Raw genomic sequence first — 26,217 nt, forward strand, 5'->3', positions numbered from 1 at the left:
CTTTTTATGCATGAAATTTTCGGGGGGAGGCATGAAAAAAACCGACCCTCAGCGGAATCTGCTTCACGCTGGTGCATTTGCTTCTGAGATCGGCTGTTCTTGCTCCGAAAAGGAGCAAGAACGGGGTGTTTTGCGTAATTCACACTTGGGTGCAACTTATTCTCACGAAACTGGTTGCACCTTATTTGCTTTGTTGAATAGCATTCGCGCCCAAGGTGCAACCACCTCCACGAGTCGGTTCATCGGCTGACGGCTTTCCTGGGGAAACGTCAGTCATAAATGCGCGGCACGCAGTTACGTCTACCTACTTGCAGTGGGTGGCCGTCTGACAGACCGCCGCTACATAAAAACAAAGCCAGGGCGTCACTCATATGAGCGTAAGTAATCCAACCCTGATCACGTTTGTGATCTACATCGCAGCAATGGTGCTGATTGGCTTCATGGCCTATCGCTCCACCAACAACCTTTCCGATTACATCCTCGGCGGTCGCAGCCTCGGTAGCGTGGTCACGGCCTTGTCGGCCGGTGCTTCGGACATGAGCGGCTGGTTGTTGATGGGCTTGCCCGGCGCGATCTACATGTCCGGCCTGTCGGAAAGCTGGATCGCCATCGGCCTGATCGTCGGTGCTTACCTCAACTGGCTGTTCGTGGCCGGTCGCCTGCGGGTACAGACCGAACACAACGGCGACGCCCTGACCCTGCCGGATTACTTCTCCAGCCGTTTCGAAGATAAAAGCGGCCTGCTGCGGATCATCTCCGCCGTGGTGATCCTGGTGTTCTTCACCATCTACTGCGCCTCCGGCATCGTCGCCGGTGCCCGCCTGTTCGAAAGCACCTTCGGCATGTCCTACGAGACCGCGCTGTGGGCCGGTGCTGCCGCGACTATTGCCTACACCTTCGTCGGTGGTTTCCTGGCAGTGAGCTGGACAGATACCGTACAAGCCACGCTGATGATCTTCGCACTGATCCTTACGCCGATCATCGTGCTGCTGGCCACCGGTGGCGTTGATACCACCTTCCTCGCCATCGAAGCGAAGAACCCTGACAACTTCAACATGCTGAAAAACACCACCTTCATCGGCATCATTTCGCTGATGGGCTGGGGCCTGGGTTACTTCGGCCAGCCGCACATCCTCGCGCGCTTCATGGCGGCGGATTCGGTGAAGTCGATCGCCAACGCGCGCCGCATCTCCATGACCTGGATGATCCTGTGCCTGGCCGGTACCGTGGCGGTGGGTTTCTTCGGTATCGCCTACTTCTCGGCGCACCCGGAAGTCGCCGGCCCGGTCAACGAGAACCACGAGCGTGTGTTCATCGAACTGGCCAAGCTGCTGTTCAACCCATGGATTGCCGGCGTGCTGCTGTCGGCCATCCTGGCGGCCGTGATGAGCACCCTGAGCTGCCAACTGCTGGTGTGCTCCAGCGCCCTGACCGAAGACTTCTACAAGACCTTCCTGCGCAAAAACGCCTCCCAGCTTGAGCTGGTGTGGGTCGGCCGCCTGATGGTGCTGGTGGTTGCCCTGATCGCCATCGCCATGGCCGCCAACCCGAACAACCGCGTACTGGGCCTGGTGAGCTACGCCTGGGCCGGTTTCGGCGCCGCGTTCGGCCCTGTGGTGCTGATCTCGGTGATCTGGAAAGGCATGACCCGCAACGGCGCACTGGCTGGCATCCTGGTCGGCGCGATCACCGTGATCGTGTGGAAACACTTCGAACTGCTGGGCCTGTACGAAATCATCCCGGGCTTCATCTTTGCCAGCCTGGCGATCTACTTCGTGAGCAAGCTGGGCGCGCCGACTGCCGGTATGGTCGAGCGTTTTGATGCGGCGGAGAAGGACTACAACCTCAACAAATAAAACGTTGGGTGTTTGGTACCCGTGCAGTTAAAAAAAACGGCTCGCGATCCTTTGGATCGCGGGCCTTTTTTTTCTGGCCTGTTCAGTCCCTTTCCGGCTGATTGAGAAAAATCAGCACGCCAAGAATCGCCATGTAGAACTTGAACGCCGCACCCTGGCCATTCCATTGCTGGGATTGCCACATTAGAAACCATTCCGCGCCAATCACCATGAAACCGAAGAACCACACGCCGAAGCCGAAGGTGAGGCCCAGGATTGCGTGCTTCTTGGCTCGCTGGAAAACGTTGCTGTCGTCATGTCGCGCGCGCCACAGGGCCCACGTGCCAAGGGCCAGAAGTGCAGCGGTCAGGGCTTCGCCGCTGATGATCAGCCAATAGGCGCCGTGCCAAGCCCAGGGGCTGGTGATCGCACGGTACATGGCGGCGTTGTCGGGGAAGGTGGTGTCCATGCTCAGTACGTGCCTGACGAAGGCAAAGTTGGAGCCGTAGTCGGTGAGATTGTTGAAGCTTGCGAGGCCGGCGAAGGCTGCCAGTGCGAGGGTCATAAGCATTTTTGCGTAACGTGTGGTCATGGTCTTTCCATCGTTTTTCAGGAGGCAAGCCTGAGAATGGACCGACGGCATGGAGCGGGCGTGAAGATTCGGGAACGCATGATGTAGGTATTTGCTGATTTGTCAGTGCCCCGCTGAACTCGGTCATTGGCTGATGCAGAATCGGCCGCCCACTCCTTCGCAGAGAAACACCGGATGTTCGCTCCTGCCAATCACAGTGCCTTCAACCTGATCCTGGACGGGGTCGCCAGTGGCCTCAAGGTCTACCGCTTCAACGGTACCGAAGCACTCAGCCAACCCTATTGTTTTGATCTTGAACTGGTCAGCGAACAGCCCGACATCGACCTCCAGGGCCTGCTGCATCGCCCGGTGTACCTGGGCTTCGACGACCAAGGCCACGGCGTCCATGGCCTGGTCTACCGCGTGGCGCAAGGTGATTCCGGGCGGCGCCTGACGCGTTATCAGATCAGCCTCGTGCCGCAACTGGCCTACCTGGCGCACAGCAGCCAGCAACGTATTTTCCAGCACCAGACGGTGCCGCAGATCGTGGCGCAGGTGCTGGTGGGGCAGGGCATCCAGAGCGATCGCTTTGCATTTCACGTGAGCGGCACCTACCCGGAGCGCGAGTACTGCGTGCAGTTTGGCGAGAGCGATCTGGCGTTCGTCCAGCGCCTGTGTGGCGAGGCGGGGATCCACTATCACTTCCAGCATGCGGCCGAGCGGCACCTGCTGGTGTTTGGCGATGACCAGACGGTCTTTGCCCAGGCTGAGCAGCCCACCCCTTACACCCCTGGCTCCGGGATGGTCGCCGACACCCCGGCGATCAAGCGTTTTGCCGTGCAGCTGGAGACCCGCACCACGGCGCTGGACCTGCGTGACTACGATTGGCGCAAGCCGCGCCTGGCGTTGGACAGCGCGGCGGTAGGCGAGCAACTACCGCGCCTGGAAGTGCAGGATTATCCCGGCCACTTCAGTGACCGCGCCCATGGCAAGTACCTTGCGCAACGTGGCCTGGAGCGCAGCCGCTGCGACTATCGGATCGCCCGTGGCAGTGGCGACGATCCGGCGCTGGCCAGCGGCCGCTTCATGCGGATCACCGGCCACCCCCGTGAGGCCTGGAATGACCTGTGGCTGGTGACCCAGGTTGTCCACGAGGGCAAGCAGCCCCAGGTGCTGGAGGAAGCGGTCACCGAACCGGCAGGCGGGGATTTTCGCCAGGGCTATCGCAACACCTTTGTCGCAGCGCCGTGGGATGTGATCTTTCGCCCGCCATTGCCTGAGCGCCCGAGCATTTCCGGCTATCAGAACGCGGTGGTCACCGGCCCTGCCGACAGTGAAATCCATTGCGACGAATACGGCCGGGTCAAAGTGCAATTGGCCTGGGACCGCAATGGCGAACACAACGACCATTCCAGCTGCTGGTTGCGGGTCGCCAGCGGCTGGGCCCATGACCGCTACGGTGTCGTGCTGATCCCGCGAGTGGGCATGGAAGTGCTGGTGGGTTTCGTCAATGGCGATATGGACATGCCCCTGGTGATGGGCTGCCTGCCCAACGCGGCGACGCCTGTGCCCCTCGACCTGCCGGCAGACAAGACCCGCAGCACCTTCCGCAGCCACAGCAGCCCCGGTGGCGGCGGCTACAACGAACTGCGCATCGACGACCGCAAGGGCGCCGAGGAAATCTACCTGCGCGCCCAGCGCGATTGGACCCAGCACGTGCTGCATGACCAGCAGGTGCAGGTGGATAACCGGCGTCAGGTGCGGGTGGGCGGCGAATCCCACCATGAGCTGCAAGGCGAAGAACAGCGCATCACCCACGGCAACCGCTTGACTGAAATCAAGCAGGACGATCACCTGCTGGTCGGCGGCTCCCGGCAGATGCGTGCCGGGCGCACCATTCAGATCGGTGCCGGGCAAAGCGTGGTCATCGATGCGGGCGCGTCCGTGACGATCCAAGCGGGTGGGCAGTCGATCACGTTGTCGGCGGGCGGGATTTTCAGCAGCGTGCCGATTCAGCTTGGCGGTGCGCCCGCTGCGGTCGCTGCGCCGCTGATACCTGGCATGAAAGAGACTTTACTGGCGGTCATACCCGCGCCGTTGAGCCCCGCGCAAGTGGCCAGCTTCAAGCGCAGCGCGCCGTTTTGCGAAGAGTGTGAGCGCTGCAAGAACGGCCTGTGTTCCAACCCGGAATGGAATTAACGACGATGCACCAAACCTTGCTTCCCGGTGAACACCTCTTCGCCATCCTGGGAGCGGCCAGCGACGCCAAGCCGCTGACGGCGTGGCGAACCCATGCAGGCGCAACGGCGCTGCACCCGGTTTGGGCCGGCACGGCCTATGCGTCATGGGAGGAGGTCATGCCCTACGTCGCCATTGTCGAGCGTGGCAGCGCGTTCCTGGATTGGGTGGCCTCCACTGCATCCACCGACTGGGGTTGGCTGGCCGTCTCGTCCAGCCCGTTGGAAACGGTGGTCGCGCACCTGCAAAGCCTGACCAAGGTGTACCTGCCGGAGGGGCAGGCGGTGTTCCTGCGCTTCTGGGACGGCGCCCAGATGTTGCCGATCATTCAGCAATCGGGTGGGGAGATATTGCCAGTGTTCCAGCGCTACCTCATCAATGGTCAGACGCTGAGCGTGGCGACAGACGCGGTGACGGCGGCCAAAGCCAGCCCATGGTGGCATGTGCCGGCGCCGTTAATGGCGCAGTTGGCCGGCCAATCACCGCAGACGCTGATCGACAACCTGCTGCAATGGCTGGAAGAACAGCGCCCCGACCTCTGCGCCGCCTTCACGCCGGCGACCTTGCGCCACAAGGTCGCCCGCTTCGTGCGGATTTCGCCCATCAGCCATGCAGCGCTGGCCAACTGCATCGCCTCAGAGCTGGGTTGAACCCAGGGCCTGTTGCAAGTCTTCGATCAGGTCTTCAATCGCCTCGATGCCCACCGACAGGCGGATCATTTCCGGTTTCACCCCGGCCTTGGCTTGTTCCTGTTCGTTCATCTGCCGATGGGTGGTGGAGGCCGGGTGGCAGGCCAGGGACTTGGCATCGCCGATATTCACCAGGCGCTTGAAGATTTGCAGCGCGTCGTAGAAGCGCACGCCGGCCTCGTAGCCGCCCTTCAAGCCAAACGACAGGATCGCCGAGGGTTTGCCTTGCAGGTATTTCTGCGCCAGGGCGTGGTGCGGATGGTCCGGCAGGCCGGCGTAGCTGACCCATTCCACGTCGCGATGGCCTTGCAGGAACTGCGCGACCTTCAACGCGTTTTCGGTGTGGCGCTCCATGCGCAGCGCGAGGGTTTCCAGGCCTTGCAGCAGCAGGAACGCGTTCATCGGCGCCAGCGCCGCGCCGGTATTGCGCAGCGGCACGGTGCGGGCGCGGGCGATGAAGGCGGCGGGGCCGAATTTTTCTGTGTAGACCACGCCGTGATAGGCCGGCTCGGGGTTGTTGAGGCCGGGGAATTTTTCCGGGTAGTCGGTCCAGGGGAAGGTGCCGCTGTCGACAATCACGCCGCCCAGGGAGTTGCCATGGCCGCCGATGTACTTGGTCAGCGAATGCACGACGATGTCGGCGCCGAACCTGATCGGCTTGCACAGGATCGGCGTGGCCACGGTGTTGTCCACCATCAGCGGCACGCCACGGGCATGGGCGACGTCGGCCAGGGCTTGCAGGTCGATGATATTGCCTGCCGGGTTGCCGATGCTTTCGCAGTACACCAGCTTGGTGTTGTCGTCGATCAGTTCGGCGATGGCTTGCGCGGAGTCGTCACGGGCGAAGCGCACGTCCACGCCAAAGCTCGGTAGCAGGTGCGCGAACAGGGTGTAGGTGCCGCCGTAGAGCTGTGGCGTGGTGACGATATTGTCGCCGGCACGCGTCAGCGTCTGGATCGCATAGTGGATCGCCGCGCTGCCGGCCGACACGGCCAGGGCCGCGATGCCGCCTTCCAGCGCCGCAATGCGCTGTTCCAGCACGTCGTTGGTGGGGTTCATGATGCGCGTATAGATATTGCCGGGCACGTCCAGGTTGAACAGGTCGGCGCCGTGCTGGGCGTTATCGAATTCGAAGGCGACGTTCTGGTAGATCGGCACGGCGACGGCCTTGGTGGTGGGGTCCGACTTGAAGCCGTGGTGCAGTGCGATGGTGGCGTCTTTCATGATTGTTATTGACCTCCCTGGATAGTGGATTGCCACAATAAATCTGCACCCACCCAAGTATTTAGATTTTTTTCAGCCATCCACCTGCTTTTGCGGCATAAGCACCGCCCGGCATGCCGCGCTGCACCAAAGCCTGCGTAACAGGTAAACTTCGCCCCCTGCGCAGGAGCAACCATGAATTATCGTCACGCCTTTCACGCCGGCAACCACGCCGATGTCTTCAAACACCTGACCTTGACCCGCCTCATCGCCCTGATGTCGCGCAAGGAGCAGCCGTTCACCTACCTCGATACCCACGCCGGGATCGGCCTGTACGACTTGCAGGGCGACCAGGCCAACCGGACCGGTGAATACCTGGAAGGCATTGCGCGCCTGTGGGGCCAAAGCGACCTGCCGCCGCTGACCGCTGATTACATGCGCGTGCTGCACGAGATGAACCCGGATGGCCAGCTGCGCTACTACCCGGGCTCGCCGGAGCTGGCGCGCCGCCTCACGCGGCCACAGGACCGTGTGCTGCTCAATGAAAAGCACCCGGAAGACGGCGTGTTGCTCAAAGACAATATGAAAGGTGATCGCCGCGTCAAAGTGCACCTGGGTGAAGGCTGGCATGTGCCGCGTGCCCTGCTGCCGGTGCCGGAAAAACGCGCGCTGATGCTGATCGACCCACCATTCGAGAAACTCGACGAGATGCAACGCTGCGCCGCGTCCCTGAAGGAAGCCGTGAGCCGCATGCGCCAGACCGTCGCCGCCATCTGGTACCCGGTGAAGGACCAGCGCATGTTGCGCCGTTTCTACCAGGACCTGGCCGGCACGGGTGCGCCGAAGCTGTTGCGGGTGGAGTTGTTGGTGCATCCATTGGATACGCCGAACACCCTGACCGGCTCGGGCCTGGCGATCGCCAACCCGCCGTGGGGGCTGGAAGAGGAGTTGCGGGAGCTGCTGCCGTGGTTGTCCAAGCAGCTGGGGCAGACCCAGGGTGGGTGGCAGATGGATTGGTTGATTGCTGAGTAATTTGGCGCCTGCCAAATCGCTATCGCGGGCAAGCCCGCTCCCACAGTTTGAACGCTATCCCCTGTGGGAGCGGGCTTGCCCGCGATGCTTTTGGCGTCAGATCGGGCAGGTCACGCCCGTGCCGCCAATCCCGCAATAGCCCTGCGGATTCTTCGCCAGGTACTGCTGGTGATACGCCTCGGCGAAGTACACCGTCGGCGCTTCGTCGATTTCCGTGGTGATCTCACCCAGCCCGGCCTTGGTCAGTTCTTGCTGATACGCCTGGGCGCTGGCTTTCGCCGCGTCCAATTGCTCCGGCGTGGTCGCATAGATCACCGAGCGGTACTGGCTGCCGATGTCGTTGCCCTGGCGCATGCCCTGGGTCGGGTTGTGCAGTTCCCAGAACATCTTCAGCAGGTCTTCGTATTTCACTTTGGCCTGGTCATACACCACCAGCACCACTTCGCTGTGGCCGGTCAGGCCCGAGCAGACTTCTTCGTAGGTCGGGTTCGGCGTGAAGCCGCCGGCGTAGCCGACCACGCTGCTGACCACGCCGTCGCGCTGCCAGAACTTGCGCTCGGCGCCCCAGAAGCACCCCAGGCCGAAGATCGCGAAACCGACGTCATCCAGGAAGGGCCCCAGTAATGGGTTGCCGTTGACGAAGTGGGTTTCCGGCAGCGCCATCGGGGTTTCGCGGCCAGGCAAAGCTTGTTCTGCAGTAGGAAGCACGTTTTTATTCACCAGAATTTCCGAGCGCAAGACCATGATCAGTCCTCTCGTCAGGTTGAGTTAGCGGTAAAGAGTCAGACAGCCAGTGTGCCCGAGTGTTACCACGCTGTCAGGCGACAGGTCCGCGTGGATAGCGCTTGAGCATAGCAAACAGCTCGGCGCCGGGGATTGGCCGGTCGAACAGGTAGCCCTGGCCGACGTCGCAACGGTGCCGGCGCAGGAACGCCAGCTGTTCAGCGGTCTCGATGCCTTCGGCCACGACCTTGAGCTTGAGGTTGTGGGCCATGGCGATCACCGCCGAGGTGATTTCCATGTCGTCCTGGTTGTCCGGGATTTCATGGATAAAGCTGCGATCGATCTTGATGATGTCGATCGGGAATTTTTTCAGGTAGCTCAGCGACGAGTAACCGGTGCCGAAATCGTCCATGGCCAGGGTCAGGCCAAAGCTCTTCAACTGGTCCAGTTGCAGGCGCGTGTCTTCGGTGGCTTCCAGCAGCAAGCCTTCGGTCAGCTCCAGCTCCAGCAGGTTGGCCGGCAGGTTTTCTTCCTTGAGGATGGTGGCAATCGAGGCCACCAGGTCGGGGTCGGAGAACTGCTTGGGCGACAGGTTGATCGCCACCTGCAAGTTGCCCATGCCGGCGGCGCTCAGTTGCTTGCTCATGCGGCAGGCCTGGCGCGCGATCCATTTGCCGATGGGGATGATCAAGCCCGTCTCTTCCGCCACGCTGATGAACTGGTCGGGGCGGATCATGCCTTTTTCCGGGTGGTTCCAGCGCAGCAGCGCTTCCATGCCCAGCAAGCGGCCGCTGCGCAGGCACAGCTTGGGCTGGTAGAACACGTCCAGTTCGTTCTGGGTCAGGGCGCGGCGCAGGTTGTTTTCGACGAACAGCTTGTAGCTGGCTTCGGCGTTGAGCGCTTCGGTGAACACTTGCACCTGGTGTTTGCCGTTGGCCTTGGCCTTGTGCAGGGCCAGGCCGGCGTTGCGCATCAGGGTTTGCGGGTCGCGGCCGTGCAAGGGCGCGCAGGCCAGGCCCACGGAGCCGGTGACGCTGATCAACTGGTTGTCGACGAACATCGGCTTGTCGAGGGTTGCCAACAGCTGGCTGGCGACTTGCTGGCCGGTTTCCAGGTCGGTGTCGTCGAGCAGCACGGCGAATTCGTTGCTGGCAAACCGCGCCAGGCTGCCGCCGGCGCTGAGGCTGTTGCGCAGGCGCCGGGCCAGGCTGATCAGCAGTTTGTCGCCGGTCTGGTGGCCGAGGCTGTCGTTGATGCGCTTGAAGTTGTCGATGTCCACCAGCAGCAGGCTGATCGGGCTGTCGCTGTCGCGGGCAAACCGTTCGTCGAGATTGCGGATAAACGCCGGGCGGTTGCCCAGGTTGGTCAGGTTGTCGGTGTAGGCCAGGCGCTCGATGCGCTGCTGGGCCAGCTTGGTCTGGGTGATGTCTTCGTAGATGCCGATGTAGTGCGTCAGCTCACGGTTGTCGCCGTACACCTTGGAGATCGACAGCTGACCCCAGTAGGGTTCGAGGTTTTTGCGCCGGCTCTTGAATTCGCCCTGCCAGCTGTTGCTCTTGGCCAGGCTGGAAGGGGCGTCGAACAGCAGCTCGCTGAGGTTTTCCAGCGCCGGCAGTTGCGCCAGGCGGTGGCCGTGGACTTCTTCGGCGCTGTACTGGGTGATCGCGGTAAAGCTCGGGTTGACGTACTCCACCACGCCGTCGCAATTGACCAGCAGAAAGGCGTTGGCGCTTTGCTCCACCGCGCGCTGGAACAGGTGCAGCGCGCTGGTGGCCGTGCGCCGGTTATGGTTGTTGATGACTTGCGCGAACTGGTCCGCCAGCTCGCCGGCAAAGGCAATCTCGTCGGCCTGCCAGATGCGCGGGCTGCGGCCTTGCTCCAGGCAGAGCACGCCGACCACTTGGCCATCCACACGGATGCTGGCGTCGAGCAGGGCCTGGATGTCCTTGGCGCGCAGCTCTTCGGCCAGCTCACGGGTGCGCGGGTCGCGCAGGGCGTTGGTGGCGTCGATTGCGCGGCTGCTGTGCAGCGCTTCCAGGTAGTCCGGGAAGCCGCTGGCGTCGATGGGCTCGGGCATGTAGTGCTGCTGGTCGGCGCGCAGGTAGGCGGCAATCGGTACCAGGCGCTGGTCTTCGAGGTGCCAGATGCGCGCGCTGTCGACCTGGTAGATTTCACAGGCGCTGCGGGTGATCAGCTCGGCCGCTTCCTGCAGCGAATTGTTCGCGGTGTAGCGTTGGCGGGCCAGCAGCAGGATCAGCTCCTGTTGGGCGCGCACCCGTTCCAGGTGTTGCAGTTGTTCTTGCTGCGCGCGCTGGTTGAGCTCCAGGGCGATCTGCAGGCGGCTGTTCTGGCTTTCCAGGTCGGCCGTCGGGGCGGTCGTCGCGACTTCGCTGAACAGGCCGTCGACCACCATCAGGTAGCCGCGCAGCAGGTGGCGATTGTGTTGTTTGTAGGCTTCGCCCATTTCCAGCAGGCTCAGCGGGCCGTCGCTGGTGTGCAGGGTGTAGCGCACCAGGTAGTGGGGGCTGTGGCTGAGTTGTTGCTGGATCGCATCATGCAGCTGATAGCGCGCCTGGGGCTCCATCAGGCTGGCGTAGGGGGTGCCGAGCAGGGCACACAGTTCTACCGCCGGCAGGCCGAATTGGCGTTCGCAATTGGGGTCGAGGTAGAGCAGGGCCCAGCTTGCCTCATTCAGCCGCTCGAAACGCAGCATACCGAGGCGCGAAGGCACCGGTAATTGCGTCACTACCTCGGCCGCCATACGGGCGACATCGGGTTGGCTTTTCATGGGGGAAACTCGCTTGGGAAAATGCGCACGGCGCTGGGCTCACGCCCTCTTTTCTGTCGCCTGCGGCAAGGTTGCATCATGCAGCACGCACTGACAAGAGAGGATGAAGGCTAAGTGCTATAAGGGGGTTATCGGCCGCGCGGGGGATTTCTGAAATGGCGGTGATGGAAGGTGTACAAACCTGTTTTGCCTGTCCAATTATCATCGGAAAAACAGGCAAAAAAAGCCCCGCCAAGTGGCGGGGTTGAGGTACGAGCGTGTGGCGCTCGGAAATCGGTGCAACCGGGCCTCCCCGATGAAAGGGAGGCCCGTTGAGGCTTACAGCAGGATGGTGCGGATGTCGTTCAGCAACTGGCTCAGGCGCTGCGTGAAGCGTGCAGCCGCGGCGCCGTTGATCACGCGGTGATCGTAGGACAGCGACAGCGGCAGCATCAGCTTCGGCTGGAACGCTTTACCGTCCCACACAGGCTGGATAGTGGCCTTGGACACACCGAGGATCGCCACTTCCGGCGCGTTGACGATTGGCGTGAAGCCCGTACCGCCAATGTGCCCGAGGCTGGAGATGGTGAAGCACGCGCCCTGCATGTCGTCCGGGGTGAGCTTCTTGTCGCGGGCCTTGGCCGCCAGTGCAGCCGCTTCAGCAGCCAGTTGCAGCAGGCTCTTCTGGTCGACGTTCTTGATGACCGGTACCAGCAGGCCATCCGGCGTATCGACCGCGAAACCGATGTTCACGTACTTCTTGCGGATGATCGCCTTGCCGCTTGGCGCGAGCGAAGCGTTGAAGTCCGGCAGTTCCTTGAGCAGGTGCGCGCAGGCCTTGAGCAGCAGCGGCAGCACGGTCAGTTTCACGCCGGCCTTCTCGGCCACGGCTTTCTGCGCGATGCGGAAAGCTTCCAGGTCGGTGATGTCGGCCTGGTCGAACTGGGTCACGTGCGGGATGTTCAGGTAGCTGGCGTGCAGGCCGGCCGCGCCGATTTGCATCAGGCGGGTCATCGGCACTTCTTCGGTCTCGCCGAAGCGGCTGAAGTCCACGGTGCGGATCGGCGGAATGCCCGAACCACCCGTCGCGCCGCCGGCAGCCGGAGCTTCCTTGGCTTTGTGCATCATCGCCTTGACGTAAACCTGCACGTCTTCTTTCAGCACGCGACCGTGAGGGCCGGTGGCCGCCACTGCGCTCAGCTCAACGCCGAACTCGCGAGCCAGCTGACGCACCGCAGGGCCGGCGTGAACCTTGGCACCGCTTGGCGCAGGAGCAGCAGCAACCGGCGCCGGAGCGGCCTCGGCTTTTGCAGCAGGCGCCGGAGCAGCGGCAGGTGCAGCCTCAGCCTTGGCAGCCGGAGCGGCGGCCGGAGCTGGAGCAGCCGCAGGCGCAGCGCCTTGTACTTTCAGCTTGAGGATGAAATCGCCAGTGCCGACTTCGTCTTCCAGCTTGACCGCGATGCTTTCCACCACGCCGGCAGCCGGCGAAGGGATTTCCATGGAGGCCTTGTCGGACTCCAGGGTGATCAGCGACTGGTCGGCTTCGACGGTATCGCCGACCTTGACCAGCAGCTCGATGATCTTGGCCTTGCCCGACGAACCGATGTCCGGCACGTGGATGTCCTGGACCGAAGCGGCGGCCGGAGCAGCAGCCGGGGCCGCAGGGGCCTCGGCTGGCTTCTCGGCAGGCGCCGGTGCAGCAGCGGCAGCCGGAGCGGCCGCAGGTGCAGGGGCCGCATCAGCGGCACCTTCGATTTCCAGTTCCAGCAGTTCGTCGCCTTCTTTCAGGCGATCGCCCAGCTTCACTTTCAGGCTCTTGACCACACCGGCCTTGGGAGCAGGGATTTCCATGCTCGCCTTGTCCGATTCCAGGGTCAGGATGCTCTGGTCGGCTTCGACGGTGTCGCCGACCTTCACAAACAGCTCGATTACTTCACCTTCACCGCTGCCGATGTCAGGTACGCGAATGAGTTCGCTCACAAAAAGTCTCCTCAGCAGTCCAGTGGGTTGCGTTTTTCCGGGTTGATCCCGAACTTGACGATAGCGTCTGCTACCACCTTGGGTTCGATCTCACCACGGTCAGCCAAGGCTTCCAGGGCTGCCAACACCACGAAGTGACGGTCGACTTCGAAGAAGTGACGCAGCTTCTTGCGGCTGTCACTGCGGCCGAAACCGTCGGTGCCCAGGACTTTGAATTCCTTGGACGGGACCCACTGGCGAATTTGTTCGGCGAACAGCTTCATGTAGTCGGTAGAGGCAATGACTGGACCCTTACGGCCGGCCAGGCACTCTTCGACGTAGCTCTTCGCTGGTTTTTGACCAGGCTTGAGGCGGTTGCTGCGCTCTACGGCCAGGCCGTCGCGACGCAGTTCGTTGAAGCTGGTGACGCTCCACACGTCGGCGCCGACGTTGAACTCTTCACGCAGGATCTTCGCCGCTTCACGCACTTCGCGCAGGATGGTGCCGGAGCCCATCAGCTGTACGTGGTGCGCTGCTTCCTTGGTGTCTTCTTCGAGCAGGTACATGCCCTTGATGATGCCTTCTTCCACGCCAGCCGGCATTGCAGGCTGCTGGTAGGACTCGTTCATCACGGTGATGTAGTAGAAAACGTCCTGCTGCTCTTCGGTCATCTTCTTCATGCCGTCCTGGATGATCACCGCCAGCTCATAGCCGTAGGTTGGATCAAAGGTGCGGCAGTTCGGGATGGTGGCAGCCAGGATGTGGCTGTGACCGTCTTCGTGTTGCAGGCCTTCGCCGTTCAGCGTGGTCCGGCCAGCGGTACCGCCGATCAGGAAGCCACGGGTACGGCTGTCGCCTGCTGCCCAGGCCAGGTCGCCAATACGCTGGAAGCCGAACATCGAGTAGAAGATGTAGAACGGCAGCATCGGCTGGTTGTGGCTGGAGTACGAAGTACCGGCAGCGATGAAGGAGCTCATGGCGCCCGCTTCGTTGATGCCTTCTTCGAGGATCTGGCCCTTCTTGTCTTCCTTGTAGAACATCACCTGGTCTTTATCGACTGGCTCGTAGAGCTGGCCGACGGAGGAGTAGATGCCCAACTGACGGAACATGCCTTCCATACCGAAGGTACGGGCTTCGTCCGGGATGATCGGGACGATGCGCGGGCCGATGTCCTTGTCCTTGACCAGCTGCGCCAAGATACGCACGAAGGCCATGGTGGTGGAGATTTCACGGTCGCCCGAACCGTCCAGGATCGCCTTGAGGGTGCTCAAGTCTGGAGTCGGAACGCTGAAACTGTTGGCACGGCGCTGTGGCACGAAACCGCCCAGTGCAGTGCGACGCTCGGCCAGGTAACGGGCCTCGGCGCTGTTTGGCTCTGGCTTGAAGAACGGCAGGTTCTCCAGCTCTTCGTCCTTGACCGGGATGTCGAAGCGGTCGCGGAACAACTTCAGGCTGTCGACATCCACTTTCTTGGTGTTGTGCGCAGTGTTCTTCGCTTCGCCAGCACCGGTGCCATAACCCTTGATGGTCTTGGCCAGGATGACGGTCGGTTGTTCTTTGTGGTTCACAGCTTCGTGGTAAGCCGCGTAGACCTTGTACGGGTCGTGGCCGCCACGGTTGAGTTTCCAGATCTCGTCGTCGGACAGGTCTGCAACCATCGCCTTGAGTTCTGGCGTGTTGAAGAAGTGTTCACGCACGAACGCGCCGTCTTTGGCTTTGTAGTTCTGGTACTCGCCGTCGATGACTTCGTCCATGCGACGTTGCAGGATGCCGTCGACGTCCTTGGCCAGCAGTGGGTCCCAGAAACGGCCCCAGATGACTTTGGTCACGTTCCACTGAGCACCACGGAACACGCCTTCGAGTTCCTGGATGATCTTGCCGTTGCCGCGAACCGGGCCGTCGAGGCGCTGCAGGTTGCAGTTGATGACAAAGATCAGGTTGTCCAGCTTCTCGCGGCCAGCCAGGGAGATGGCACCCAGGGATTCCGGCTCGTCGCACTCGCCGTCGCCCAGGAAGCACCAGACTTTCTGCTTGCCTTCAGGGATGAAGCCACGGGCTTCCAGGTACTTCATGAAACGTGCCTGGTAGATCGCCTGGATCGGACCCAGACCCATGGAAACGGTCGGGAACTGCCAGAAATCAGGCATCAGCCAAGGGTGCGGGTACGACGACAGGCCGCCACCGTCCACTTCCTGGCGGAAGTTGTTCATCTGGTCTTCGGTGATGCGACCTTCCATGAACGCACGGGCGTAGACGCCTGGCGAGGTGTGGCCCTGGAAGTAGATCAGGTCGCCGCCGTGTTCGTCGGTCGGGGCCTGGAAGAAGTAGTTGAAGCCGATGTCATACAGGGTTGCGCTGGAAGCGAAGCTGGAGATGTGACCGCCCAGGTCCGAATCTTTCAGATTCGTGCGCATTACCATCGCCATGGCGTTCCAACGTACCAGCGAGCGAATGCGGCGTTCCATGAACAGGTCGCCAGGCATGCGTGCTTCGTGGGTAACGGGGATGGTGTTGCGGTATGGCGTGGTGATGGCGTAAGGCAACTGCGAACCGCTGCGGGTTGCGAGTTCGCCCATACGGGTCATCAGGTAGTGAGCACGGTCTTCGCCTTCTTTGTCGAGAACCGATTCCAGGGCGTCCAGCCATTCCTGGGTTTCGACGGGATCGAGGTCTTGCATGGCTTGCTCCAGGGCGGAAAGGCTACCAGAATCGGTTGCCTGAAGTTTGCGACTGGCCTTGTGGGCAGACGACATAAATTCTTGGATGGCCGAAGGTTGCTTCGGCGTCCTGTAGTTTTACTACAAATCGTCGGCCATTTCAGCCTTTCGAATGTATATACGAGTAGTAAAACTACACAAGACTGAGCGTATGGCTCGGTCTGGCTGGTGAGCATAATCGTTAATGTTGATCTTTTGCAGACAAGAAAAGGTAGAAGTTTAATGTTGCCTGCCAATAAGTACGAATTTTCAGCTATTTATAACCTTTGTTCGACAGTCCATCGCCGCGCCGGGTTCTTGCCGTCATCACAACAAGCCAAATACGCGCCGATCAAGGATAGACCATGAGCCTTCCAACGCTGGCCAAACTACCGGCCATCCTCCTGCCTTACGCCAGCCGGGCCGAGCAGTCATTTCGTGACGCTGTAGCCACGCTGGGCGACGATCATGGCCTTTCTGCGTGGTCGCCGCAACGGTGGGCCGACTTCGCCCGCGTGTGTGCGGCCAGCGATTTTGTCATTCAACAGAGTGTTCGTGACCCTTTGATGTTGCTGGAGCTGGCGGCCTGGGGCGAGCTGGACCGGGGTTTCGCCCCCGGCGAGCTGTGCGGGCAGATTGCTGGCGCTGTGCAACAGGTCGAAACAGAAGATGAGTTGGGGCGCGTGCTGCGCCGCCAGCGCACCCGTCAGCAAGTGCGCATCATCTGGCGCGACCTGACCCGCCAGGCCGACCTGGTGCAAACCTGCCGCGACCTGTCCGACATGGCCGACGCCAGCATCGACCAGGCTTACCAGTGGTTGTACCAGCGCCACTGTGCCCAGTTCGGCACGCCCACCGGCCGGCGCAGCGGCGAGCCGCAGCAAATGGTCATCCTCGGCATGGGCAAGCTCGGCGCGGTGGAGCTGAACCTGTCGTCGGATATCGACCTGATCTTCGCCTACCCCGAAGGCGGCGAAACCCTGGGCGTGAAGCGGGCGCTGGATAACCAGGAGTTCTTTATCCGTCTTGGTCAAAAATTGATCAAGGCCCTCGACCCGATGACCGTCGATGGTTTTGTGTTCCGCGTCGACATGCGCCTGCGGCCTTACGGTTCATCCGGCTCGCTGGTGCTCAGCTTCAATGCGTTGGAGCAGTACTACCAGGACCAGGGCCGCGACTGGGAACGTTACGCCATGATCAAGGCGCGCGTGGTCGCGGGTGACCAGGTCGCCGGTGCGCAACTGCTCGACATGCTGCGCCCGTTTGTCTACCGCCGTTACCTGGACTTTTCCGCCATCGAAGCGCTGCGCACCATGAAGCAGCTGATCCAGCAGGAAGTGCGGCGCAAGGGCATGGCCGACAATATCAAGCTGGGCTCGGGCGGCATCCGCGAGGTGGAATTCATCGCCCAGGCGTTCCAGTTGATCCACGGCGGCCGTGATCTGAGCCTGCAACAACGTCCGCTGCTCAAGGTGCTCGGCACCTTGGAAGGCCAAGGCTATCTGCCGCCAGCGGTGATCGCCGAGTTGCGCGATGGCTACGAATTCCTGCGTTACACCGAGCATGCGATCCAGGCGATTGCTGACCGCCAGACGCAAATGCTCCCGGACACCCCAGAAGATCAGGCGCGCATTGCCTTTATGCTGGGCTTTGATGACTGGGCCGCGTTCCACGAGCGCTTGATGTACTGGCGCGGCCGGGTGGATTGGCATTTCCGCCAGGTCATCGCCGACCCGGATGAAGAAGAGGGCGAAGAAGGCGAATTGGTCGTGGGCGGCGAGTGGTTGCCGCTTTGGGAAGAATCCCAAGATGAAGAGGCTGCCTGTCGGCAGTTGGCCGAAGGTGGTTTCAGCGATGCGGCCAAAGCGCTCAAAGCCCTCGCGGGCCTGCGCAACAGCCCGCAATTGCGTGCCATGCAGCGCCTCGGTCGCGAGCGTCTGGATGCGTTTATCCCACGCCTGCTGGCCCAGGCGGTCGAACACGCCAACCCCGATCTTGTGCTGGAGCGGGTATTGCCGCTGGTGGAAGCCGTCGCGCGGCGTTCCGCGTATCTGGTGCTGCTCACCGAAAACCCCGACGCCCTGCGTCGCCTGTTGACCCTGTGCGCCGCCAGCCCGTGGATCGCCGAGCAAATCACCCGCTTCCCGCTGCTGCTCGACGAATTGCTCAACGAAGGCCGCCTGTTCAAGCCCCCGCTGGCGCCGGAACTCGCTGCCGAGCTGCGCGAGCGCCTCACGCGCATTCCCGAGGACGATCTTGAGCAGCAGATGGAAGCACTGCGCCACTTCAAGCTGGCCCACCGCCTGCGCGTCGCCGCCTCGGAAATCGCCGGCAGCCTGCCGCTGATGAAAGTCAGCGATTACCTGACCTGGCTCGCCGAAGCCATCCTCGAACAAGTGCTGGCCCTGGCCTGGCGCCAGACCGTGGCGCGCCATGGTTCGCCGCAGCGCGTGGACGGCACCTTGTGCGATCCTGGGTTCATCATTGTCGGTTATGGCAAAGTCGGCGGCATCGAACTGGGGCATGGTTCGGACCTGGACCTGGTATTTATCCACGACGGCGACCCGCAGGCCGAGACCGACGGCGCCAAGCCGATCGATGGCGCGCAGTTCTTCACGCGCCTGGGCCAGCGCATCATTCACCTGCTGACCACCCAGACCAACTCCGGGCAGTTATATGAAGTGGACATGCGCCTGCGTCCTTCCGGCGCATCCGGGTTGTTGGTCAGTTCCCTGGGGGCCTTCGAGCGCTATCAGGAAAATGAAGCCTGGACCTGGGAGCATCAGGCCCTGATCCGCGCGCGGGTGCTGGTGGGCAGCCAGGATGTGGGCCATGCATTCGAGCAGGTGCGGGCCAAAGTGCTGGGCCGCGAGCGCGACCTGGCCACGCTGCGCCAGGAGGTCAGCGAGATGCGCGCGAAGATGCGTGACAACCTCGGCACCAAGGGCACCGCGGCCGGTACGGGCGCGAATGCCTTCGAAGCCACGGCGCTGTTCGACCTCAAGCAGGACGCCGGAGGTATCGTCGATATTGAATTTATGGTGCAATACGCGGCTTTGGCGTGGTCTGCGCAACATCCATCGTTGCTGCGCTACACCGACAATATCCGCATTCTGGAAGGCCTGGAGCAGGTCGGGCTGATGCCCGCTGCCGATGCCCATCTGCTGCGCGAGGTGTATAAGGCCTACCGTTCCGCCGCGCACCGCCAGGCCTTGCAGAACGAGGCCGGCACGGTCGCCGGGGATCAGTTCGCCGACGAACGGCGCCAGGTGATGCGAATCTGGAAAGAACTGGGGTTAAGCTGATTACTTGAGTGACGCCAATCTAGTGTGGAAATCGGCTTTATGGGGAGCCGGGCTTGTGTGGGAGCTGGCTTGCCTGCGATTGCATCACCTCGGTATGACTGATACTCCGAGGCGCCTGCATCGCGGGCAAGCCCGGCTCCCACACAAGCCAGCTCCCACATAATAAGGCGCGACCTACAGTAATTATCGAGGCGGGGAGGCATAAGCCTCCCCGCATCGTTTGTGGAAACTACATGAATATTCTGATCGTTGGGCCCAGTTGGGTCGGTGACATGGTGATGGCGCAGACACTGTTCCAGTGCCTGAAACAACGTCATCCCGACTGCCAGATCGACGTGCTCGCCCCTGAGTGGAGCCGCCCGATCCTCGAACGCATGCCCGAAGTGCGCGCGGCCTTGAGCTTTCCGCTCGGCCACGGCGCCCTGGAGCTGGCGACCCGTCGGCGCATCGGCAAATCCCTGGCCGGCCGGTACGACCAGGCGATCCTGCTGCCCAACTCGCTGAAATCGGCGCTGGTGCCGTATTTCGCCGGCATTCCCAAGCGCACCGGCTGGCGCGGCGAATTCCGCTACGTGCTGCTCAATGACGTGCGCACGCTGGACAAGGCGCGCTACCCGTTGATGATCGAACGTTTCATGGCCCTGGCTTACGAGCCGGGGGCCGAGTTGCCCAAGCCGTACCCGCGCCCGAGCCTGCAGATCGACCCGGTGAGCCGCGATGCCGCCCTGGCCAAGTTCGGCCTGAGCCTGGATCGCCCGGTCCTGGCCCTGTGCCCTGGCGCCGAGTTTGGCGAGTCCAAGCGCTGGCCGTCGGAGCACTACGCCAAGGTCGCCGAGGCAAAAATCCGCGAAGGCTGGCAGGTGTGGCTGTTTGGTTCGAAGAAGGATCACCCGGTGGGCGAAGACATTCGCCAGCGCCTGATCCCCGGCCTGCGCGAAGAAGCGGTGAACCTCAGCGGCGACACCTCGCTGGCCGAGGCCATCGACCTGCTGTCCTGCGCCGATGCGGTGGTGTCCAACGACTCCGGCCTGATGCACGTCGCGGCGGCGCTGAACCGCCCGTTGGTGGCGGTGTACGGCTCCACGTCGCCGGGTTTCACCCCGCCGCTGGCCGACAAGGTCGAAGTGGTGCGCCTGGGTCTGGATTGCAGCCCGTGTTTTGAACGCACCTGCCGTTTCGGCCACTACAACTGCATGCGCCAGTTGCTGCCGCAGCCGGTCAACGAAGCCTTGCAGCGCTTGCAAGGCGCTGCGGTCGAGGTCCGATAGTTTGCGCGTCCTGGTAATCAAGACCTCATCCCTGGGCGACGTGATCCACGCCTTGCCGGCACTCACCGACGCTGCGCGGGCGATTCCCGGCATTCAGTTCGACTGGGTGGTGGAAGAAGGCTTCGCCGAGATTCCCACCTGGCACCCGGCGGTCGACAAGGTGATCCCGGTGGCGATTCGCCGCTGGCGCAAAAACATCTGGCAGACCATCAAGAGTGGCGAATGGCGGCGCTTCAAGCAGCGTGTCCAGGCGACCAAGTACGACCTGGTGATCGACGCCCAAGGCCTGCTGAAAAGCGCCTGGCTGACCCGCTACGTGCGTGCGCCCGTCGCCGGTTTCGACAAGAACTCGGCCCGCGAGCCGATGGCCGCACGCTTCTACTCCCGACGCCTGGCCGTGGCCCGTGGCCAACACGCGGTGGAGCGCCTGCGCCAACTGTTTGCCGTGGCCCTCGGTTATGACCTGCCCAAGGGCTTGGGTGACTACGGCCTGAGCGTCGAAAAGCTGCTCGGCCTGCCGCCGAAAAAACCCTTTGTCCTGCTGCTGCACGGCACCACCTGGGACACCAAGCACTGGCCTGAAGCCTACTGGCGCGAGCTGGCCGAACGCATGGGGCGCTTGGGGGTGGACGTGAAACTGCCATGGGGCAACGCCGCCGAAAAAGCCCGCGCCGACCGCCTGGCCCACGGCCTGGCGAACGCCGAAGTGCTGCCCAAGCTGAACCTGGCCGGCGTCGCCCGCGTGCTGGCTGGCGCCCGCGCCTGTGTGGCGGTGGACACCGGCCTCGGTCACCTGGCCGCCGCGCTGGACGTGCCGACCATTTCCCTGTTCGGCCCCACCAACCCGGGACTGACCGGCGCTTATGGCAAGGGTCAGATTCACCTGGGCAGCGACTTCCCCTGCGCGCCGTGCCTGCAAAAGCACTGTACCTATCAACCGACGGCCGACGACCTGCGTCGGTTCGACCTCAAGCGCGAGTCGCCCCTGTGCTTCACGCGCCTGAACCCTGAGCGTGTGGCCAGCCGACTGAGCACGTTGTTATTGGCTGAGGAGCTGCACTGATGCAACTGGCTTTCGTTTTGTACAAATACTTCCCCTTCGGTGGCTTGCAGCGCGACTTCATGCGCATCGCCCTGGAGTGCCAGCAGCGCGGCCACCAGATCCGCGTGTACACGCTGATCTGGGAGGGCGACATCCCGCCCGGCTTCGAAGTGCTGGTGGCGCCGGTCAAGGCGTTCTTCAACCATCGGCGCAACGAAAAGCTCAGCGCCTGGATGGCCGCCGACCTGGCCAAGCGCCCGGTGGATCGCCTGATCGGCTTCAACAAAATGCCCGGCCTGGACGTGTACTACGCCGCCGACGGCTGCTTTGAAGACAAGGCACAAAACCTGCGCCATTCGCTGTACCGCTACTTTGGCCGCTACAAGCACTTCGCCGAGTACGAGCGCGCGGTGTTTGCCAAGGACGCGAAGACTGAAGTCCTGATGATTTCCGAAGTGCAGCAGCCGCTGTTCATCAAGCATTACGACACGCCGCTGGAACGCTTCCACCTGCTGCCGCCGGGCATCGCCCAGGACCGTCGCGCACCGCCGAATGCGGCTGAAATTCGCGAAGGTTTCCGCAAGGAGTTCAACCTCGCTGACGACGACCTGCTGCTGGTGCAAATCGGCTCCGGCTTCAAGACCAAGGGCGTCGACCGCAGCCTCAAGGCCGTGGCCGCGCTGCCGGCGGAGCTGAAAAAACGCACGCGCCTGTTTGTAATCGGCCAGGACGACCCCAAGGTATTCCAACTGCAAAGCGCCACGCTGGGCTTGGGGGACAACGTACAGTTCCTCAAGGGTCGCAGTGATATCCCGCGCTTCCTGCTGGGCGCCGACCTGTTGATCCACCCGGCGTACAACGAAAACACCGGCACCGTGTTGCTCGAAGCCCTGGTGGCCGGGTTGCCGGTGCTGGTCTCGGCAGTGTGTGGTTATGCCCACTACATCGCTGAGGCCGACTGCGGCAAAGTGCTGGATGAGCCGTTCGAACAAACGCAGCTCAACAGGTACCTGGCGCAAATGCTCAGCGACACTGCACAGCGCGCGGCCTGGGGCCGCAATGGGTTGGCCTTCGCCGAGACGGCCGACCTCTACAGCATGCCGCAGCACGCTGCGGATGTGATTCTGGCGGAGCCGAAACGATGAAGTTGATTCTTGCCGAACCGTTCAAGACGTTATGGGCCGGGCGTGATGCCTTCGCTGAAGTCGAGAAACTGCAAGGCGAAGTATTCCGTGAGCTGGCGGCGCGGCGCACATTGCGCACCGTCGTCGAAGGCCGTCCGTATTTCGTGAAGATCCACCGTGGCATCGGCTGGGGCGAGATCTTCAAGAACCTGATCACCGCCAAGCTGCCGGTACTCGGCGCGGGCCTGGAGTGGGCGGCGATCCATCGCCTGCAAGCCCTCGGCGTGCCGACCATGACCGGTGTGGCGTTTGGCGAAAAGGGCAGCAACCCGGCGGACCAGCACTCGTTCATCATCACCGAAGAGCTGGCGCCCACCGTCAGCCTCGAAGACCTGACCGTCAACTGGGTCGCCGAACCGCCGGCGCCGGCATTGCGCCATGCACTCACCGCCGAGCTGGCGCGCATGGTCGGCGATATGCACCGTGGCGGCGTGAACCATCGCGACTGCTACCTGTGCCACTTCCTGCTGGACACTGCGCAGCCCATCGATGCGAAAAGCATCAAGCTGTCGGTAATCGACCTGCACCGCGCCCAATTGCGTAACCATCTGCCGCTGCGCTGGCGCGACAAGGACCTGTCCGCGCTGTACTACTCGGCGCTGGACATCGGCCTGACCCGGCGCGACAAGCTGCGGTTCCTCAAGGGCTACTTCCGCCAGCCGCTGCGCCAGATCCTCGCCGAGCAATCGGCGTCCCTGAGCCTGATGCAGCGCAAGGCCGACAAGCTCTACGCACGCAAGCAACGATACGGGGATGCGATCTGATGGCGGGTTGGAACCTGGAACCGGCCTACGCCAACCTGGCGGATGATTTTGGCAGCCTTGAGGCGGTGTTCGCGCTGCAAGGCGAGCAGTTGACCCACGACCCGCTGTCGGAAGTGATCCGCGTCGAGCGCGGCGGGGTCAATTACTACGTCAAGCGCTACACCGGCGCCGGCAAGGGCTTGCGCCGTTACCTGGGCAAGCCACGGGTCAAGTCCGAATGGCAGAACCTCAAGCGCTTCGCCAAGTGGGGCATTCCCACCGCCGACGTGGTTGCCTGGGGGCTGGAGCGCAAAGGCCTGGCGTATGACCGTGGCGCGATGATCACCCGTGAGTTGCCACGCACCGAAGACCTGTCGGTGCTCGCCGACCGCGACGACGCGCGCCTGCACGATCCCAAATGGGTCGATGCGGTCAGCCGTCAGCTCGCCGAATACACGCGCACCATGCATGACCACAACTTCACCCATAACGACTTGAAGTGGCGCAACCTGCTGATCGACGATCAGCAGACCCTGTACCTGATCGACTGCCCCAACGGCGCTTTCTGGCGCGGGTTCTGGCTCAAGTACCGCATCACCAAGGACCTGGCCTGTCTCGACAAGGTGGCCAAGTATCACTTGTCGGCCACCCAGCGCCTGCGTTTCTACATGCAATACCGTCAGCGCCGGCACCTGAGTGCGTCGGACAAACAGCGGATTCGCCACGTGGTGAAGTTTTTTGAGGGGCGCGAATGACTGACTTCCTGGCGGCCGAGGACCGTGCGCTGCTGGAGCGCCACGGCCTGGCCACGTTTGACGCGCTGTGGGCCAAGCAGCTGGACGCGGTGGACGAGCCGAACACCAGCCGTGGCGGCTGGAGCAGCGTGTTTCGCCTGGAGCTCGACGGCCACGGCTACTACCTCAAGCGCCAGAGCAACTACCTGACGCGCAGCCTGCACCGGCCGTTTGGCGAACCGAGTTTCTCCCGCGAGTTCCGCAATATCAGCCGTTACCGCACGCTCGGCATCCCGGCGTTGCAGGCGGCGTTCTACGGCGAGCGCAAGGTGGCCGGTGAGCACCGCGCGATGCTGCTGACCCGCGCCCTCGACGGCTGGAATGACCTGGATTCACTGCTCGACGAGTGGCCACAACTGAGCGATGCCCAGCACGGCGCGATCCTGCTGGCGTGCGGGCAACTGGCGCGTCGGTTGCACAGCGTCGGCCAGGTGCACGGCTGTTTTTATCCCAAGCATATTTTCCTGCAGGCCACCGGTGACGGTTACGCCGCGCAGTTGATCGACCTCGAGAAAACCCGCCCGCTGCTGTTCGGCTGGCGTGATCGGGTCAAGGATTTGGAACCGTTGTTGCGTCGCGCACCACAATGGTCTGATGCGCAGGTGCGCCAACTGTTGGCGGCGTACCTCGATCAACCCGAGGACAGTGCGCTGGTCGCCACGTGGTACCAACGCCTGAGCGCCCGTCGTAGCCACAAGGAAAACCGTTGATGCGTTTGTCCGAGCTGAAAACTGCCGGCCGTACTCCCACGTTGCCACTGACGATCGAGTTGGCCGATGCGGCGGGTCCTGGCCAATTGCAACTGCTCAGCCTGTTGCGCGTGTTGCCGGGTGAGCGTTATGTCGGCGCAGCGGTATGGCGCGGGCGCCCGGTGCTGGCCAAGTTGTTGGTGGGCAGCAAGGCGGCGCGGCATTTTCAGCGTGAACTGAGCGGCGTGCGCCTGCTGGCCGAACAGGGCCTGACCACGCCGCAACTGCTGGCCGATGGCTTGCAGGATGGTGAGGGCGGCTGGCTGCTGTTCGACTTTATTGACGGTGCGCAAAGCCTGGCGGATGCCTGGCACGCCGTCGAAGGTTTGCCGCCGCTGGCCGACGAACAAACCGCCGTGCTCGCCGAAGCGCTGGGCGCGATCGCGCAGATGCACGCCAAGGGCTTGTGGCAGGAAGACCTGCACCTGGACAACCTGCTGCGCCGGGACGGCAAGCTGTATTTGATCGACGGCGCGGGGATTCGCGTCGAGGAGGCGGGCAAGCCGCTGTCACGCAGCCGCGTGCTGGAGAACCTCGGGGTGTTTTTCGCCCAGTTGCCGAAAAACCTCGCACCGTTCACCGAGGAGTTGCTGGTGTACTACCTGCTGAGCAACGGCGAACACGCCTTGCCGCTGGAGGCCCTGGAAAAACAGGTGCGCAAGGTCAGTGCGTGGCGATTGAAGGACTTCTTGAGCAAGGTTGGCCGCGAGTGCACGCTGTTCAGCGTGTTGCGCGGGCCGTTTGCCTTGCGTGCGATCCGCCGCGACGAAGAAGCGGCGATGCTGCCGGTACTGGCGCAGGCCGATGCCTTGCTCGACCAGGGGCATCTGTTCAAGACGGGCGGCGCGGCCACGGTGGCCAAGGTCGACGTGGCAGGCCGCCCGCTGGTGATCAAGCGCTACAACATCAAGGGCTTCGCCCATTGGCTCAAGCGCTTCTGGCGCCCGAGCCGGGCCTGGCATTCCTGGCGCGAAGGCAATCGCCTGGCATTCCTCGGCATCGCCACCCCCAAGCCGCTGGCGGTGCTGGAAAAGCGTTTTTTCTGGCTGCGCAGCCGGGCCTACCTGATCACCGAGCACCTGGCAGGACCGGACATCATCGAGCGTTTTGCGCCTTACGTTGAACAGGGCGATGCGCCGGAAAACGAACTGCTGGCCCTCGACCACCTGTTCGCCGAACTGATCCGCGAGCGCATCAGCCATGGCGACTTCAAGGGCCACAACCTGTTCTGGGACACGGACCGCTGGTCGCTGATCGACCTGGATGCCATGCGCCAACACAGCAGCGACGCCAGCTTCGCTCAGGCGTACGCCAAGGATCGTGCGCGGTTTATGCGTAATTGGGCGCAGGACTCGGCGTTGTACAAGCTGATTGATCAGCGGTTGCCCAAGCAGGTCTGAACTCCACCAAACAGGATTG

18 protein-coding genes are annotated in these 26,217 nt (G+C 62.6%); 12 read left to right on the top strand and 6 right to left on the bottom strand.

Going from position 1 to position 26,217, the window contains the following annotated elements:
- Positions 1-371 precede the first annotated feature (371 nt).
- Positions 372-1,856: a sodium/proline symporter PutP gene (gene putP, locus PSH87_RS02315; RefSeq protein ID WP_017734892.1), complete on the top strand. Its 1,485-nt coding sequence runs from the start codon at positions 372-374 to the stop codon at positions 1,854-1,856.
- 82 nt (positions 1,857-1,938) lie between these two features.
- On the opposite strand, the gene PSH87_RS02320 is transcribed toward putP, so the two are convergent.
- The gene (locus tag PSH87_RS02320) at positions 1,939-2,427 is read right to left on the bottom strand and encodes a DUF2165 family protein (protein WP_026136543.1); all 489 of its coding nucleotides are present in this window, start codon (positions 2,425-2,427) and stop codon (positions 1,939-1,941) included.
- Between the two features lie 174 nt (positions 2,428-2,601).
- On the opposite strand from PSH87_RS02320, the gene PSH87_RS02325 reads away from it, so the two are divergent.
- Positions 2,602-4,605: a type VI secretion system tip protein VgrG gene (locus PSH87_RS02325; protein ID WP_305432339.1), complete on the top strand. Its 2,004-nt coding sequence runs from the start codon at positions 2,602-2,604 to the stop codon at positions 4,603-4,605.
- Between the two features lie 5 nt (positions 4,606-4,610).
- Positions 4,611-5,294, top strand: coding sequence for a DUF4123 domain-containing protein (locus tag PSH87_RS02330; RefSeq protein ID WP_305432340.1), 684 nt, complete (start codon positions 4,611-4,613; stop codon positions 5,292-5,294).
- Here the strand turns inward: PSH87_RS02330 and PSH87_RS02335 are convergent.
- On the bottom strand, positions 5,280-6,557 hold the full coding sequence (locus PSH87_RS02335) for an O-acetylhomoserine aminocarboxypropyltransferase/cysteine synthase family protein (RefSeq protein WP_017734896.1): 1,278 nt from the start codon (positions 6,555-6,557) through the stop codon (positions 5,280-5,282). The two genes, PSH87_RS02330 and PSH87_RS02335, sit on opposite strands and share 15 nt — an antisense overlap.
- Before the next feature lie 174 nt (positions 6,558-6,731).
- On the opposite strand from PSH87_RS02335, the gene PSH87_RS02340 reads away from it, so the two are divergent.
- The gene (locus tag PSH87_RS02340; protein WP_017734897.1) at positions 6,732-7,568 is read left to right on the top strand and encodes a 23S rRNA (adenine(2030)-N(6))-methyltransferase RlmJ; all 837 of its coding nucleotides are present in this window, start codon (positions 6,732-6,734) and stop codon (positions 7,566-7,568) included.
- Between the two features lie 96 nt (positions 7,569-7,664).
- Here PSH87_RS02340 and msrA read toward each other — a convergent pair whose 3' ends face one another.
- From msrA to aceE, 4 genes are all read right to left on the bottom strand, one after another.
- On the bottom strand, positions 7,665-8,312 hold the full coding sequence (msrA, locus tag PSH87_RS02345; protein ID WP_017734898.1) for a peptide-methionine (S)-S-oxide reductase MsrA: 648 nt from the start codon (positions 8,310-8,312) through the stop codon (positions 7,665-7,667).
- A 73-nt stretch (positions 8,313-8,385) separates the two neighbouring features.
- Positions 8,386-11,079 carry a bifunctional diguanylate cyclase/phosphodiesterase gene (locus PSH87_RS02350; RefSeq protein ID WP_305432342.1) on the bottom strand — a complete coding sequence of 898 codons (2,694 nt, stop codon included), beginning with the start codon at positions 11,077-11,079 and terminating at the stop codon, positions 8,386-8,388.
- A 318-nt stretch (positions 11,080-11,397) separates the two neighbouring features.
- On the bottom strand, positions 11,398-13,038 hold the full coding sequence (aceF, locus tag PSH87_RS02355) for a dihydrolipoyllysine-residue acetyltransferase (protein ID WP_305432343.1): 1,641 nt from the start codon (positions 13,036-13,038) through the stop codon (positions 11,398-11,400).
- 11 nt (positions 13,039-13,049) lie between these two features.
- On the bottom strand, positions 13,050-15,695 hold the full coding sequence (gene aceE, locus PSH87_RS02360; RefSeq protein WP_017734901.1) for a pyruvate dehydrogenase (acetyl-transferring), homodimeric type: 2,646 nt from the start codon (positions 15,693-15,695) through the stop codon (positions 13,050-13,052).
- Between the two features lie 383 nt (positions 15,696-16,078).
- Here aceE and glnE point away from each other — a divergent pair, with 383 nt between their 5' ends.
- The 8 genes from glnE to PSH87_RS02400 all read left to right on the top strand — a co-directional run bounded on the left by glnE (position 16,079) and on the right by PSH87_RS02400 (position 26,198).
- Entirely contained in the window at positions 16,079-19,018 is a 2,940-nt protein-coding gene (gene glnE / locus PSH87_RS02365; RefSeq protein ID WP_305432344.1) for a bifunctional [glutamate--ammonia ligase]-adenylyl-L-tyrosine phosphorylase/[glutamate--ammonia-ligase] adenylyltransferase, read from the top strand.
- Between the two features lie 233 nt (positions 19,019-19,251).
- Positions 19,252-20,286 carry a lipopolysaccharide heptosyltransferase II gene (gene waaF / locus PSH87_RS02370; RefSeq protein ID WP_305432345.1) on the top strand — a complete coding sequence of 345 codons (1,035 nt, stop codon included), beginning with the start codon at positions 19,252-19,254 and terminating at the stop codon, positions 20,284-20,286.
- 1 nt (position 20,287) lies between these two features.
- Positions 20,288-21,349 carry a lipopolysaccharide heptosyltransferase I gene (waaC, locus tag PSH87_RS02375; protein WP_017734904.1) on the top strand — a complete coding sequence of 354 codons (1,062 nt, stop codon included), beginning with the start codon at positions 20,288-20,290 and terminating at the stop codon, positions 21,347-21,349.
- A complete protein-coding gene (locus PSH87_RS02380) occupies positions 21,349-22,473 on the top strand; it encodes a glycosyltransferase family 4 protein (RefSeq protein ID WP_305432348.1) in 1,125 nt (374 codons plus the stop codon). Before waaC ends, PSH87_RS02380 begins: the two co-directional genes overlap by 1 nt.
- Positions 22,470-23,276, top strand: coding sequence for a lipopolysaccharide core heptose(I) kinase RfaP (gene rfaP, locus PSH87_RS02385; RefSeq protein WP_305432349.1), 807 nt, complete (start codon positions 22,470-22,472; stop codon positions 23,274-23,276). Before PSH87_RS02380 ends, rfaP begins: the two co-directional genes overlap by 4 nt.
- Positions 23,276-24,010, top strand: a complete 735-nt coding sequence (locus PSH87_RS02390; RefSeq protein ID WP_305432350.1) for a lipopolysaccharide kinase InaA family protein — start codon at positions 23,276-23,278, stop codon at positions 24,008-24,010. The genes rfaP and PSH87_RS02390 overlap by 1 nt, the downstream gene beginning before the upstream one ends.
- Positions 24,007-24,759: a lipopolysaccharide kinase InaA family protein gene (locus PSH87_RS02395; protein WP_305432351.1), complete on the top strand. Its 753-nt coding sequence runs from the start codon at positions 24,007-24,009 to the stop codon at positions 24,757-24,759. The genes PSH87_RS02390 and PSH87_RS02395 overlap by 4 nt, the downstream gene beginning before the upstream one ends.
- The gene (locus PSH87_RS02400) at positions 24,759-26,198 is read left to right on the top strand and encodes a lipopolysaccharide kinase InaA family protein (protein WP_305432353.1); all 1,440 of its coding nucleotides are present in this window, start codon (positions 24,759-24,761) and stop codon (positions 26,196-26,198) included. Before PSH87_RS02395 ends, PSH87_RS02400 begins: the two co-directional genes overlap by 1 nt.
- The last annotated feature ends 19 nt before the right edge of the window (positions 26,199-26,217 follow it).

The organism is Pseudomonas sp. FP453 (genome assembly GCF_030687495.1).
GTDB lineage: Bacteria > Pseudomonadota > Gammaproteobacteria > Pseudomonadales > Pseudomonadaceae > Aquipseudomonas.

Bases quoted from the DNA above. Each gene is read 5' to 3' on its own strand.
- rfaP (WP_305432349.1), top strand. From the start codon at position 22,470: ATGAAGTTGATTCTTGCCGAACCGTTCAAGACGTTATGGGCCGGGCGT.
- waaF (WP_305432345.1), top strand. From the start codon at position 19,252: ATGAATATTCTGATCGTTGGGCCCAGTTGGGTCGGTGACATGGTGATG.
- PSH87_RS02400 (WP_305432353.1), top strand. From the start codon at position 24,759: ATGCGTTTGTCCGAGCTGAAAACTGCCGGCCGTACTCCCACGTTGCCA.
- PSH87_RS02320 (WP_026136543.1), bottom strand. From the start codon at position 2,427: ATGACCACACGTTACGCAAAAATGCTTATGACCCTCGCACTGGCAGCC.
- PSH87_RS02395 (WP_305432351.1), top strand. From the start codon at position 24,007: ATGACTGACTTCCTGGCGGCCGAGGACCGTGCGCTGCTGGAGCGCCAC.
- msrA (WP_017734898.1), bottom strand. From the start codon at position 8,312: ATGGTCTTGCGCTCGGAAATTCTGGTGAATAAAAACGTGCTTCCTACT.
- PSH87_RS02325 (WP_305432339.1), top strand. From the start codon at position 2,602: ATGTTCGCTCCTGCCAATCACAGTGCCTTCAACCTGATCCTGGACGGG.
- putP (WP_017734892.1), top strand. From the start codon at position 372: ATGAGCGTAAGTAATCCAACCCTGATCACGTTTGTGATCTACATCGCA.
- PSH87_RS02390 (WP_305432350.1), top strand. From the start codon at position 23,276: ATGGCGGGTTGGAACCTGGAACCGGCCTACGCCAACCTGGCGGATGAT.
- PSH87_RS02350 (WP_305432342.1), bottom strand. From the start codon at position 11,079: ATGAAAAGCCAACCCGATGTCGCCCGTATGGCGGCCGAGGTAGTGACG.
- PSH87_RS02380 (WP_305432348.1), top strand. From the start codon at position 21,349: ATGCAACTGGCTTTCGTTTTGTACAAATACTTCCCCTTCGGTGGCTTG.
- aceE (WP_017734901.1), bottom strand. From the start codon at position 15,695: ATGCAAGACCTCGATCCCGTCGAAACCCAGGAATGGCTGGACGCCCTG.
- PSH87_RS02335 (WP_017734896.1), bottom strand. From the start codon at position 6,557: ATGAAAGACGCCACCATCGCACTGCACCACGGCTTCAAGTCGGACCCC.
- PSH87_RS02340 (WP_017734897.1), top strand. From the start codon at position 6,732: ATGAATTATCGTCACGCCTTTCACGCCGGCAACCACGCCGATGTCTTC.
- PSH87_RS02330 (WP_305432340.1), top strand. From the start codon at position 4,611: ATGCACCAAACCTTGCTTCCCGGTGAACACCTCTTCGCCATCCTGGGA.
- glnE (WP_305432344.1), top strand. From the start codon at position 16,079: ATGAGCCTTCCAACGCTGGCCAAACTACCGGCCATCCTCCTGCCTTAC.